At 55.6% G+C, this 13,666-nt stretch carries 10 protein-coding genes; 7 read left to right on the forward strand and 3 right to left on the reverse strand.

What is annotated here, in order from left to right; translation table 11 throughout:
- Positions 1-29: 29 nt before the first annotated feature.
- Positions 30-1,574: a glycerol-3-phosphate dehydrogenase gene (glpD, locus tag AB1F12_RS12515; RefSeq protein WP_368184708.1), complete on the reverse strand. Its 1,545-nt coding sequence runs from the start codon at positions 1,572-1,574 to the stop codon at positions 30-32.
- Positions 1,575-1,723: 149 nt separating this feature from the next.
- On the opposite strand from glpD, the gene AB1F12_RS12520 reads away from it, so the two are divergent.
- From AB1F12_RS12520 to AB1F12_RS12550, 7 genes are all read left to right on the forward strand, one after another.
- A complete protein-coding gene (locus AB1F12_RS12520; protein WP_368184709.1) occupies positions 1,724-2,491 on the forward strand; it encodes a DeoR/GlpR family DNA-binding transcription regulator in 768 nt (255 codons plus the stop codon).
- 42 nt (positions 2,492-2,533) lie between these two features.
- Positions 2,534-3,988 (forward strand): PLP-dependent aminotransferase family protein, encoded by a 1,455-nt coding sequence (locus AB1F12_RS12525; RefSeq protein ID WP_368184710.1) that lies wholly within the window; start codon positions 2,534-2,536, stop codon positions 3,986-3,988.
- A gap of 284 nt (positions 3,989-4,272) precedes the next feature.
- Complete coding sequence (xsc, locus tag AB1F12_RS12530) at positions 4,273-6,045, forward strand: sulfoacetaldehyde acetyltransferase (protein ID WP_368184711.1); 1,773 nt, start codon at positions 4,273-4,275, stop codon at positions 6,043-6,045.
- Positions 6,046-6,064: 19 nt separating this feature from the next.
- Positions 6,065-7,078: a phosphate acetyltransferase gene (pta, locus tag AB1F12_RS12535; RefSeq protein ID WP_368184712.1), complete on the forward strand. Its 1,014-nt coding sequence runs from the start codon at positions 6,065-6,067 to the stop codon at positions 7,076-7,078.
- A gap of 72 nt (positions 7,079-7,150) precedes the next feature.
- Positions 7,151-9,982: a molybdopterin oxidoreductase family protein gene (locus AB1F12_RS12540; RefSeq protein WP_368184713.1), complete on the forward strand. Its 2,832-nt coding sequence runs from the start codon at positions 7,151-7,153 to the stop codon at positions 9,980-9,982.
- The gene (locus tag AB1F12_RS12545) at positions 9,979-10,749 is read left to right on the forward strand and encodes a 4Fe-4S dicluster domain-containing protein (RefSeq protein WP_368184714.1); all 771 of its coding nucleotides are present in this window, start codon (positions 9,979-9,981) and stop codon (positions 10,747-10,749) included. Before AB1F12_RS12540 ends, AB1F12_RS12545 begins: the two co-directional genes overlap by 4 nt.
- Positions 10,749-11,627: a dimethyl sulfoxide reductase anchor subunit family protein gene (locus AB1F12_RS12550; protein ID WP_368184715.1), complete on the forward strand. Its 879-nt coding sequence runs from the start codon at positions 10,749-10,751 to the stop codon at positions 11,625-11,627. Before AB1F12_RS12545 ends, AB1F12_RS12550 begins: the two co-directional genes overlap by 1 nt.
- Positions 11,628-11,767: 140 nt before the next feature.
- Here the strand turns inward: AB1F12_RS12550 and AB1F12_RS12555 are convergent, their stop codons facing one another.
- Together AB1F12_RS12555 and AB1F12_RS12560 are read right to left on the reverse strand one after the other, a co-directional pair.
- Entirely contained in the window at positions 11,768-12,820 is a 1,053-nt protein-coding gene (locus AB1F12_RS12555) for an ABC transporter ATP-binding protein (protein WP_368184716.1), read from the reverse strand.
- Between the two features lie 11 nt (positions 12,821-12,831).
- Positions 12,832-13,620 (reverse strand): IclR family transcriptional regulator, encoded by a 789-nt coding sequence (locus tag AB1F12_RS12560; RefSeq protein WP_368184717.1) that lies wholly within the window; start codon positions 13,618-13,620, stop codon positions 12,832-12,834.
- Between the last annotated feature and the right edge of the window lie 46 nt (positions 13,621-13,666).

Here is a 13,666-nt window from a genome sequence, read left to right on the forward strand (position 1 = left end):
CCGCCCTTTGTCATTCACGAATGTTAATTTCAGGCGTCAAACCACGCTTCGACTTTAGCGATTTGATCTGCATCCATCCCCAGCCCCAGCTTGGTGCGGCGCCAGATCGCATCCTCGGCGGTGCGAGCAAATTCTTTGTCGCGCATCCAGATCAGTTCGGCCTCACTCAGGGTGTTGCCAAAGTCAGTGCCCAAATCCGCCACCGTTTTCGCGTCCCGCAGCACATCCCATGTTTCGGTGCCATAACACCGGATCAAACGCTGCGCCCAACTGGCTGATAAAAACGGGTAATCCGCAGCCAAACGATCCTGCAACGCCTCCACGCCATCAACCGGGAAATTCCCGCCGGGCAATGGCATGCCTTTGGTCCAAGGCGCGGTTTTCAGCGGTAAATGTTGGCCAATTTTTTCCAACGCATTTTCCGCCAAACGCCGATAGGTGGTGATTTTACCGCCAAACACATTCAAAATCGGCGCGCCAGCGTCATCCACCGTCAAAACATATTCCCGAGTTGCCGCCTGCGCAGAACTGGCCCCATCATCATAAAGCGGGCGCACACCGGAATAGGTCCATACCACATCATCCCGTGTCACCGGATTTTTGACGTAATTTGAAATGAACGCACACAGGTAATCCTGTTCTTCGATTGTGCATTCCGGGCGTTGGCTGGCATCAGGATGATCCTGATCGGTGGTGCCAATCAGCGTATAATCCTGTTCATAAGGAATTGCGAAAATGATACGTCCATCTTCGCCCTGGAAGAAGTAGCATTTATCGTGATCAAACAAACGTTTGGTGACGATATGGGACCCGCGCACCAACCGCACGTTTTCTTGTGAATTAATCCGCACCTTTTGCTGAATGACATCCCCAACCCAAGGCCCGGCCGCGTTGACCAGCATCTTGGCCCGCACCACGCGCTGACCTTGTGCATCCTCTAATGTGATGGCCCATTCTTTGCCGTCGCGTTCTGCGGAAACAACCTTGGTGCGCACCAGAATATCCGCGCCACGCATTTCCGCATCCCGCGCATTCAGCACAACCAACCGCGCGTCCTGAACCCAGCAATCAGAATATTCATAGGCCTTTTCAAACCGATCATTCAGGGGGGCACCTTCGGCCTCAACTCGCAAATCAACGGTTGATGTGGCAGGCAGGATTTTGCGCCCCCCCAGATGGTCATACATAAACAGCCCCATCCGGATCAGCCAAGCCGGGCGGCGCCCCTTCATCCAAGGCATCACCACGCCCAACAGCTTGGATGTGGGGGTGTTTCCCTCAAATCGCATGTCTTTGTGATAGGGCAGCACAAACCGCATCGGCCAGGAAATATGCGGCATGGCGCGCAGCAGATTTTCCCGCTCGATCAGGGCTTCGCGCACCAACCGCACCTCAAAATATTCCAGATAGCGCAATCCACCGTGAAACAGTTTGGTCGATGCGGATGACGTAGCCGACGCAAGATCGTTCATTTCCGCCAGCCCAACCCTAAGCCCCCGCCCAGAGGCGTCGCGCGCGATGCCGCAGCCATTAATGCCGCCACCAATAACAAAAAGATCATAAGTCTGGGTCATGGGATCATCCGAGTCGATAAATGTTGCCTTGACTTAGCACGTCACGCGCGAAACGAACACCAATATGTTCGTATTTTTTCGTTTTGTCGCAATCGCGCTTGCATTGGCCCAGATTGCATCCCATGATCGCATGAAACAAACAGGCCAACATGACCCAAGCACTTAGACATCCCGCAATTCTGGATTTGGCGCGCCGTGACGGCAAAGTCACCGTGGACGGCTTGGCCGCACATTTTGGCGTCACGTTGCAAACCATTCGCCGAGATTTGACCGATCTGGCGGAATCTGGTCGGCTGGAACGGGTTCATGGCGGCGCGGTTTTGCCATCCGGCACAACCAATATCGACTACCAAGAGCGCCGCAATTTACAACGCAGCTCTAAGGCTGAAATTGCCGATATTTGTGCAACTCTTATTCCAAACGGTTCATGCTTGTTTCTGGGCATCGGAACCACCTGCGAAGCAATTGCCGGTGCGCTCACCCAGCACGAGAACCTGCTGGTGATCACCAATAACATGAACGTCGCCAACCTGTTATCGGGGCATCGTCAGGCGGAAATCATCGTCACAGGCGGCACCCTGCGCAAAACCGATGGTGGCTTGGTTGGCAATGTGGCCACGCGCATCATTGAACAGTTTAAATTTGACGTTGCCTTTATCGGGTGTTCCGCGCTGGATGACGATGGCGATGTGTTGGATTTCGACATCCAAGAAGTGGCCGTCAGCCAGACCATTTTGAAACAATCCCGGCAGGTCTATCTGGCCAGCGACCAGTCCAAATTCCTCAGAAAAGCCCCCATTCGCGTGGCCAACCTAAAGGATTTGACCGGATTTATCAGTGACGCCCCCCCGCCCAGCGACCTGTCTAGCGCATGTATTTCCTGGGGAACTGACATTTATTTGACCGATTGCAGCTAAGTCCAGATTGCCTCTGATCTAAGTCCAGTCTATTTTGCGGTTATGGCCATTTCCGTCAACACATTCTTCTTGTCGCCAGACAGCGAACACACACTTCAAAGCCAGATCCGTCAGATCGTCGCCGAAGGGGTCCTGTCCGGCCGTTTCCAATCCAAAGAAAAGCTACCGTCGTCGCGCGCATTGGCGCGTCATTTGGGGGTCAGCCGGATTACGGTGACCCTCGCTTATACCGAATTGCAGGCCGATAATTACATCACATCGATGGGGCGTTCAGGCTATTATGTGTCCGACAACGCCCCCGAGCCGCCCAGTTTCCCAGCCCGCGCACCGGGCAAAGGTAATGTAGACTGGACCCGCGTCCTGGGGCATCGGCCAACACCCTACTGGCTTCAGAAACCGGCCGATTGGGCGACGTATAAATATCAATTCATTTACGGCCAGATGGATCCCGAATTGTTTGACAGCGCCAATTGGCGGCTCTGCGCGTTGCAGGCCTTGGGGCGTAAAGATTTTAAATCACTTTCTGCGGATCACTTTGACGCGGATGATCCCAACCTTGTTGAATTCATCACCCGTCAAACGCTACCTCGCCGCGGTATCCTTGCCTCTTCTGACGAAGTGCTGATCACGATGGGCGCGCAAAACGCACTTTGGCTGACGGTTCAGGTTCTGCTGAATCAACGTCGTCGTGCTGCCATCGAAACCCCGGGTTACCCGTCCTTGCGCGATATTTTGCATGGGTCGCGCTGCCATGTGTCCCATGTGCCAGTGGATGACGATGGCCTGCCCCCGGATTTGATTCCAGATGACACAGATGTTGTGTTCACCACACCAGCCCATCAATGCCCGACAACGGCAACCATGCCATTATCCCGACGCAAAGAATTGCTGGAAAAAGCCGAGCGGGATGATTTTCTGATTGTTGAGGACGATTACGAATTCGAAATGGCCTTTCTGAAACCGGCCTCGGCTGCGCTCAAATCTTTGGACGAAGGGGGGCGGGTTATCTATGTCGGATCCTTTTCCAAATCCCTGTTTCCGGGACTTCGGCTGGGCTATTTGGTGGGCCCTGCCCCGTTTATCCGAGAAGCACGCGCATTGAGGGCATCGGTTTTGCGCCACCCCCCCGGCCTATTGCAGCGCACAACGTCATATTTCCTGTCATTGGGACATTATGATGCCCTGATCAAACGTATGCAGACGGCGTATCACGATCGCCGGCGGGTAATGGACCAAGCCATTGGTGAACTGGGCCTGACCGTTGCAGGAGAAGGCAGTTACGGTGGATCGTCCCTTTGGATGCGCGCAGAAGGCGTCAATATGGACGAGGCCGCCGAAAAGTTACGCAGCCAAAGCGTGCTGATCGAACCCGGCGCTCCGTTCTTTGCAGGTGACACGCCACCAACCGATTTTTACCGGCTTGCCTATTCGTCCATACCCCAAACCAAAATCCATGATGGCCTGTCTTTGATTTCCCAAACCCTTAACCGCGGATAAGTGGAGAATCTGGCGAAAAACAGATTCTATGACACAGGTCAATTTTGACGACAAATTCGAAACCAATGCCCGCCCAGTGAGAATGAAAGTCTCAATTTTGAACAGAATTGAGAAGCCGTAAAGCGGCTGACAATCAGTATTTTTGTTAATGTACAACAAATTACGTGATAATTTCGAAATTTTAGGGAGCAAAATTCTGGACTTATCCAGAACCATAATCTGGCCCTATTTTGAACCACTGCCAATCCCTACAATCGCTGAAAGCTAAAAGGGGATCTCTGGCCATGAAGATGACGACAGAAGAAGCGTTTGTTAAGACTTTGCAGATGCATGGGATTGGGCATGCATTTGGGATTATTGGTTCTGCGATGATGCCGATTTCGGACATTTTTCCGAAGGCTGGGATCACGTTCTGGGATTGCGCCCACGAAGGGTCTGGCGGGATGATGGCGGATGGCTACACCCGCGCGACCGGCAAAATGTCGATGATGATCGCGCAAAACGGTCCCGGCATCACCAACTTTGTGACGGCTGTTAAGACCGCCTATTGGAACCACACACCGTTGCTGTTGGTCACGCCTCAGGCGGCCAACAAAACCATCGGTCAGGGCGGGTTCCAGGAAATGGAACAGATGCGCATGTTCGCCGATTGCGTCTGCTACCAAGAAGAAGTGCGCGACCCGACCCGTGTGGCCGAGGTTCTGAACCGTGTGATCATGAACGCCAAACGCGCAAGTGCACCGGCTCAGCTGAACATCCCGCGTGACATGTGGACCCAGGTCATCGACATCGATCTGCCTAAAATCGTGTCGTTTGAACGTCCCTCTGGTGGCGACGAATCCCTGCAGGCCGCTGCGGATCTGCTGACAGATGCGAAATTCCCTGTGATCCTGAACGGCGCTGGCGTGGTTCTGGCCGGTGGCATCGACGCATCCAAAGAGCTGGCCGAACGTCTGACTGCCCCGGTTTGTGTGGGCTATCAGCACAATGACGCGTTCCCCGGTTCGCATCCTTTGTTTGCGGGTCCTCTGGGCTATAACGGGTCCAAAGCGGGCATGGAATTGATCAGCAAGGCCGACGTTGTTCTGGCGCTTGGCACCCGGTTGAACCCGTTCTCAACCCTGCCCGGCTATGGCATTAATTACTGGCCGACCGATGCGAAAATCATTCAGGTTGATATGAACCCGGATCGCATTGGCCTGACCAAAGACGTGACTGTTGGCATCGTTGGTGACGCGAAAAAGGTGGCCGAAGGCATCTTGGCCCGTTTGGGTGACGCAGCAGGCGATGCAGGCCGCGAAGATCGCAAAAACCTGATCGGCACAACCAAATCCGCTTGGGCGCAGGAATTGTCATCTCTGACCCACGAAAACGACGATCCGGGCACCACCTGGAACGAACGTGCGCGGGCGGACAAACCGGATTGGATGTCCCCACGTATGGCATGGCGCGCGATTCAGGCGGCAATGCCCAGCGATGCGATCATCAGCTCGGATATCGGCAATAACTGCGCGATCGGGAACGCCTATCCATCGTTCAACGAAGGCCGCAAATATCTGGCCCCCGGCCTGTTTGGTCCTTGTGGCTATGGTCTGCCTGCGGTGATCGGTGCGAAAATCGGGTGCCCAGACGTGCCTGTGATCGGCTTTTCTGGCGATGGCGCCTTTGGCATCGCGGTGAACGAACTGACCGCGATTGGCCGCGAAGAATGGCCCGCCGTGACCCAGATCGTGTTCCGCAACTACCAATGGGGCGCTGAAAAGCGCAACTCGACGCTGTGGTTTGACGACAACTTTGTTGGCACCGAGCTGGACCAACAAGTGTCCTATGCCGGCATCGCGTCCGCCTGCGGCCTGAAAGGCGTGCAAGCGCGCACTCAGGACGAACTGACCGCGGCCCTGAACCAGGCTGTGATTGACCAGAAAAACGGCATCACAACCCTGATCGAAGCCATGATCAACCAAGAACTCGGCGACCCATTCCGCCGCGACGCAATGAAAAAACCCGTCCAAGTCGCAGGGATTAACCCAGACGACATGCAAAAAGAACAGGTTTGAGATTGAAAGGAGGCCACAGATGACAACATTTCCAACACTGGAAGAGTTACGGTCAAACGTGGCCTCTAACCCTGCGATCATCGCCCTTTCTGAGGGCGGTGATCCACGCGTTATTGCCGGGGCTGTTGCGGCGCAACAGGCTGGTATCGCACGTATTATTCTGGTCGGCCCCAAGGCCGAAATCGAAGCAGGTCTGTCCGCCATTGGCGCGCAGGTTTCTGCGGATCTGATGATCCAGGACCCGGCCACGTCTGATTTGCACGACGAAATGGCCGAAACATTTTTCCAATTGCGTCAACATAAAGGGGTTGATCGCGAAAAGGCCGCAGCGGTCGTTCGTGATCCTCTGGTGTTTGCGTCTTTGCTGGTCCGTCTGGATCACGCGGCAGGCACCGTTGGCGGCGCAGTGGCCACCACATCCGATGTGGTCCGGGCCGCATTACAAGTGATTGGCAAAGCCAAAGACAGCCCCATCGTATCATCGTTTTTCCTGATGGCCCCACCTGCGGGTGCCGCGGAACCGGCCCGCCCGATGATCTATGCGGATTGTGGCTTGGTTATTGATCCATCTTCGGACGATCAGGCCGCCATTGCTGCGGCGTCCTGTACATCCTTGCGCGCATTGTCGCTGGGCGAACCCAAAGTTGCGTTTCTATCCTTTTCCACCAAGGGCAGCGCCCGCCACCCTGCCGTGGACAAAGTGGCCACCGCAGCGCAGACCTTTGCGGCGCAAAACCCAGACATCGCATCCGATGGTGAGTTGCAGTTTGACGCGGCGTTTATGCCCGCTGTTGGCAGCAAAAAGGCACCGGGTTCCGCAACGGCTGGACAGGCCAATGTGATGATTTTCCCATCGCTGGATGCGGGCAACATTGCCTACAAAATTACCCAACGCATTGGCGGATATGCCGCCATCGGTCCGATCCTTCAGGGTCTGGCCAAACCTGCCAATGATCTGTCGCGCGGGTGCAGCGCAGATGATGTGACCATGATGATCGCGGTCACCGTTCGGCAGGCAAATAACAAGAATTGATACACTTTACTCGGCGGACCGGCCCCGAGTATTGATACACAATTGATACAAAGGCCGGAGGGGAGACCGACCATGACGCATCAACCGAAGGTGAACCTGTCGCCCGTCGTTTCAGACGAAGTGCGCAAAACCACCTGCTATATGTGTGCCTGCCGATGTGGCATCAACGTCCACATGAAAGAAGGCAAAGTTGCCTATATCGAGGGCAACCGCGATCATCCGGTCAACAAAGGTGTGCTTTGTGCCAAAGGCAGCGCCGGGATCATGCAGCATAACGCCCCGTCCCGTCTGCGTGCGCCCCTGAAACGGGTTGGCGAACGCGGATCGGGTGAATTCGAAGAAATCAGCTGGGACGAAGCCCTGACCATTGCGTCCGGTTGGCTGGAACCGCTGCGTGACAATGCCCCGGAAAAGCTGGCGTTTTTCACCGGGCGGGATCAATCGCAATCCTTCACATCCTTTTGGGCCCAAAGCTTTGGCACGCCCAATTATGCGGCCCATGGCGGGTTTTGTTCGGTGAACATGGCCGCCGCTGGCATCTATACGATGGGCGGCGCGTTCTGGGAATTTGGTCAGCCGGATTGGGACCGCACCAAAATGGTGATGATCTTTGGTGTGGCCGAAGATCACGACAGCAACCCGATCAAAATGGGCATCGGCAACGCCAAAGGGCGCGGCGCCAAGATCATCGGCGTGAACCCGGTGCGGTCGGGCTATAACGCGGTTGCAGATGACTGGTTTGGCATCACACCCGGCACGGATGGGTTGATGATCCTTGCGTTGATTTATGAATTGTTCCGGGCGGGCAAACTGGATCTGGAATACCTCGCGCGGTTCTCCAATGCGCCGGTTCTGTTGAATGCGGACCCGGACAGCCCCGATTACGGTCTGGCCATTCGCAATGACGAAGGCGTGCCGCAGGTTGTCGATGCGCGCAACGGTCAACTGGCGGATTGGAATGGCCAAGGCGTTGAACCCTATCTGAAAGGGTCGTGGCGTCATGGCGGCGTCACCCATCGGTCCGTGTTCCAACACATGGCCGAGCATTTCATGAACCCAGATCATGCCCCAGAAAATGTGGCGGACAAAACCGGTATTCCCGCCAACCGGATCAAGGCTTTGGCCGCCGAACTGGCCCGTGTGGCGTTTGATGAAGCGATTGAAATCGATCAGGAATGGACCGATTTCCGCGGCAAAAAACACGCCAAAATGGTGGGGCGTCCGGTGGCAATGCACGCCATGCGCGGTATTTCCGCCCATTCCAACGGGTTCCAGACCTGTCGTGCGCTGCACATGCTGCAAATCGTGCTGGGCACCGTGGAAACCCCCGGCGGGATGCGGTTCAAACCGCCCTATCCCAAACCGTTCACCGCCCATCCTAAACCGCACGGCAAATCCGAACCCGGATCACCGCTGAACGGTCCTCATCTGGGCTTTGTGCATGGTCCAGAGGACCTGTTGCTGGACGATGACGGCAATCCAAAACGTATCGACAAAGCGTTTACCTGGGAAAACCCCATGTCGTCGCACGGCTTGATGCATATGGTGATTTCCAACGCTCATGCGGGCGATCCCTATAAAATCGACACGCTGTTTATGTATATGGCGAACATGTCGTGGAATTCGTCGATGAACACGACCGGCGTGATGGACATGCTGACCGACAAGGATGAAAACGGTGACTACGTCATTCCCCGGATCATCTATTCCGATGCTTATTCGTCCGAAATGGTCGCTTATGCCGATCTGATCCTGCCCGACACCACCTATCTGGAACGCCACGATTGCATCAGTCTGCTAGATCGCCCGATCTGCGAAGCGGACGCCGTGGCCGACGCCATCCGCTGGCCCGTTGTCGAACCAGATCGTGATGTGCGTGGGTTCCAATCCATGTTGTGTGATCTGGGTGCGCGTTTGAACCTGCCGGGCTTTGTGACTGAGGATGGTGAACAGAAATACGCCGACTACGCGGATTACATCACCAATCACATCCGTCGTCCGGGCATTGGTCCGCTGGCGGGCTGGCGCAAAGGCAGCGATGGCGAGGCATCCCATGGACGCGGCGACGTGAATCCCGACCAGCTGGACGCTTATATTGAAAACGGCGGCTTCTGGATGGAACACGTCCCCGAAGAGGCGGCGTTTTTCAAACCTTTCAACATGGCCTATCAGGATTGGGCGGTGAAAATGGGCTTCTTTGACAGCCCTCAGCCTTATATCTTTGATCTTTATTCCGAACCGATGCGCCGGTTCCAATTGGCCGCCGAAGGCCATGGCCGTGTGCAGCCACCCGATCATCTGCGTCCCCAGATCAAAAAGGTCATGGCGCCTTTGCCGATCTGGTATGAACCGTTGTCAGATGCCGGGTCCACCGAATATGACGTGCATGCCCTGACACAGCGCCCGATGGCGATGTATCACAGCTGGGGGTCACAAAACGCGTGGCTGCGCCAGCTACACGGCCGCAACCCGCTGTATTTGCCCACAAATATCTGGGAAAAGCACGGATTTAAGACAGAAGGCGAATGGGCACGGGTCACATCCCCGCATGGGTCCATCACCATCCCAGTCGCGCATATGGCCGCGCTGAACCCCAACACGGTCTGGACATGGAACGCGATCGGTAAACGTCGCGGCGCTTGGGCGCTGGATGAAAACGCCCCCGAAGCCACCAAAGGGTTCTTGCTCAATCACGTGATCCATGAATTGTTGCCCCCCAAAGGCGATGGGTTGCGCTGGTCCAATTCCGATCCGATCACCGGTCAGGCCGCGTGGTTTGATCTGAAGGTCAAAATCGAAAAGGTCGACGCCCCAGAGGTCGCGATCCCGGATCACGCCCCGATCAAATCCCCGGTCGGCAAAGGCCCGGATCAACTGGCTTGGAACGTCGGAGGCAAAAAATGACCCAACTTCCTGCAACCACAACCCGCAAACTTGGTCTTGTGATCGATCTGGACACGTGCGTGGGCTGTCATGCCTGCGTGATTTCCTGCAAAGGCTGGAACACCGAAAACTACGGCGCGCCGCTGTCAGATCAGGACCCGTATGGGGCCAATCCGCAGGGCACGTTCCTGAACCGGGTGCATTCCTTTGAAATCACCCCCAAAGAAGGCACCGCCAAACTGGTGCATTTCCCCAAATCCTGCCTGCATTGCGAAGACGCGCCCTGTGTGACCGTCTGCCCCACCGGGGCCAGCTATAAACGAGTCGAAGACGGCATTGTTCTGGTCAACGAAGACAATTGCATCGGCTGTGGTCTATGTGCGTGGTCCTGCCCCTACGGTGCGCGCGAAATGGACATGACCGAAAACGTGATGAAGAAATGCACCCTGTGTGTGGATCGGATTTACAACGAAAACCTGCCCGAAATTGACCGTGAACCGGCCTGTGTGCGCACCTGCCCCGCTGGTGCCCGCCATTTCGGGGATTTCAACGATCCCGACAGCAATGTATCGACCCTGTCGCGCGAACGTGGCGGCATGGATTTGATGCCTGAAATGGGCACGAAACCGGTCAATAAATACCTGCCGCCGCGCCCCAAGGACGAAGCGATTGATATCCTCGCACCGTTCCTTGATCCCGTTGCAGAAGAACCCCAAGGCTTCCTTGGATGGCTTGATCGCAAATTGGGCGCCCTGCCCGGTGCCACCCCAAAAGAGGGAGAAAACTAATGCATCCCGCACGTTCCGTCATCCTCTTTACCACATTTTCGGGCATCGGTTTTGGCCTGTTATTCTGGCTGGGCCTTGGCCTGCCTGCGCCAACTGGCGGCGTCGCCTTTGTGTTCTTTGCGCTGGCTTACCTGATGTCTGTCGGCGGCTTGCTGGCTTCTGCGTTTCATCTGGGCCATCCTGAACGCGCGCTAAAGGCGTTTACCCAGTGGCGCAGTTCCTGGTTGTCACGCGAAGGGGTCTGTTCGGTTGCCGCGTTGATCGTTATGGCGATCTATGGCGCCGGTCTGGTCTTTGCGGGCACACAATGGGTTGCGATCGGCATAATCGGCGCGATCCTGTCGCTTGGCACGATTTTTACAACGTCGATGATCTATAATCAGTTGAAAACCATCCCGCGATGGCACCACTGGTCTACCCCTTTGATGTTCCTGACATTTTCCCTAGCAGGCGGCGCGCTATTTGCAGGCCAGATCAAACTGGCATTGCCGCTGCTGGCCATTTCCGGCACGGTGCAATTGCTGAACTGGATCGCTGGCGACAAGGCGTTGCAAGCCTCTGGATCGACCATCGCCACCGCCACGGGGCTGGGCAATATCGGGTCCGTGCGGGCGTTTGAACCGCCCCATACAGGCACTAACTATCTGATGAACGAAATGGTCTATCGGGTGGCGCGCAAGCGCGCGGCACAATTGCGGATCATCGCGCTGTTCCTCGGATTTGGCCTGCCGATTGCGCTGTTATTGCTGCCGGTTGGCCATTGGATTGGTGCATTGGCAGCGATCAGCCACATTGCTGGCATTCTGGCCAGTCGCTGGCTATTCTTTGCGCAGGCGGAACATGTGGTTGGGCTTTATTATGGTGCAAAGCCCGCCTGATTTTAGTTGGTCCAAATACGCAGATCATAGGGCGCAGCGAACGTCGCCCAAACGATTAAACCTGACGATTAAACCAAACGATTAAGAAAGGGCGCTGGACCATCTTGGTTCCAGCGCCCTTTTTGCATTCTAAATCTCGATCAGCGCAGACGCTGTTCGGATTGCGCATCAAACAAGAAGATGCGCGATGGTTCGATGCTCAGGCCCACTTTGTCGCCGATAGAGCTGCGTTTATCGCCCCGCTCTTCGACCACCAGTTTTTCACCGGTTGCAGCCGTCAGATAGGCATAGGACACTCCGCCAAGACTTTCGGTCAGCTCAACAGTGTGGGTGTCGCCAGCGGCCAGCACCAAATGTTCGGGACGTAGGCCAACCAGCACCGACTGACCCTCAATCGCTTCGCCCACAGACGGCAATGCACCGCCATAGCCAGGCACATCGACTTGGTCGCCTTTGACGGTGCCGTTGACGAAATTCATCGACGGCGACCCGATAAAGCCCGCAACAAACCGGTTGTCGGGATCACGATACAGATCCATCGGCGCGCCAACCTGTTCGATATTCCCAGCCCGCAGCACAACGATTTTGTCGGCCAAGGTCATGGCTTCGACCTGATCATGGGTCACATAGATCATGGTTGCGCCGATTTCTTTGTGCAGACGCGCGATTTCGACCCGCATTTCCACCCGCAATTCAGCGTCCAGGTTCGACAATGGTTCATCAAACAGGAACACTTCGGGGCCGCGAACAATCGCCCGACCAATCGATACCCGCTGACGCTGACCACCCGACAAAGCGGCGGGTTTGCGTTTCAGATAATCGTCCAGTTTCAGGATGCGGCTGGCCTCAGCCACTTTGGCTTCGATCTCATCTTTGGCGACGCCATTCATGCGCAGGCCAAACCCCATGTTTTCCTTGACCGTCATATGCGGATAAAGCGCATAAGTCTGGAACACCATGGACACGCCGCGGCGCGCTGGATCCATATGGGTCACATCCCGTTCCCCAATCGAAACGGCCCCGCCGGTGGTTTCTTCGAGCCCGGCAACCATGCGCAGCAATGTGGATTTACCACAGCCCGACGGCCCAACAAAAACGCAGAATTCCCCATCTTCGATTTGCAGGTCGATGCCATGGATCACTTCCACGTCACCGTATTTCTTGACAACATTCTTTAAGACGACGCCAGACATGTTTGGACCTTTCAGTTAGTTTTTTGAGTGTCGGGGAAATGCCAATTGGCGGCATCTGTGGCGATTTTTTGCGCCGTTTCCCGAATTTGCGGAACCAGGCGTTCTAGCCCTGCGAGATTCGTGCGCCGCATCGTTGATGTCACCGACAAAGCACCCAGCGCACGGCCTTGTTCGGTTAGGATTGGAACGGCGACACATATAATGCCGGGTTCATGTTCTTCTCGGTCAAACCCATAGCCACTTTCACGGATCGCCTGCACATCCTGCATCAGGCTGTCGCGATTGGCCAATGTGGCCGACGTAAATCGGTGATAGCTTTGTTGGTCTAAAACGGTGCTCAGCTCTTCTTCGGGCAGATAGGCCAGCATGACTTTGCCAACGCCCGTACAATAGGCCGGGCCAACTTTGCCAGCCGAGGAATACATCTGAACCGGTTCGGCGGGGTTGCGTTTGTCGACATATAAGACATGTGCGTGATCCAACTGGGCCAGATGCACGGTTTCGCCAACCGCTTCGCTCAGGGAATCCAAATAGGGACGCGCAATCGGCGCAAGCGATGCCTGCGCCCAAGCCGTATGCGCAAGACGCACCAATCGCAGCCCCGGCGTATAGGTTTGCCGATCTTCGTCATACGAAAGCATCCGCTGATTCGTTAAGGTTTGGACAAATCGATAAAGCGTCGCTTTTGGGAATGCCGAGCCTTCTAATAATTCACCGAAACGGACGGGGCGGCCAAAATCTGCCACCTGATCAAGCACTTCCAGTGCCTTCCCTACGGTTCCGTCGCTGGATCCAGCCATAAATTTCCCTCCCTCAAGGCGATCAAATCCCTCTGCATTGACCGCT

Source organism: Aestuariibius sp. HNIBRBA575 (genome assembly GCF_040932005.1).
Taxonomy (GTDB): domain Bacteria; phylum Pseudomonadota; class Alphaproteobacteria; order Rhodobacterales; family Rhodobacteraceae; genus CANLNM01.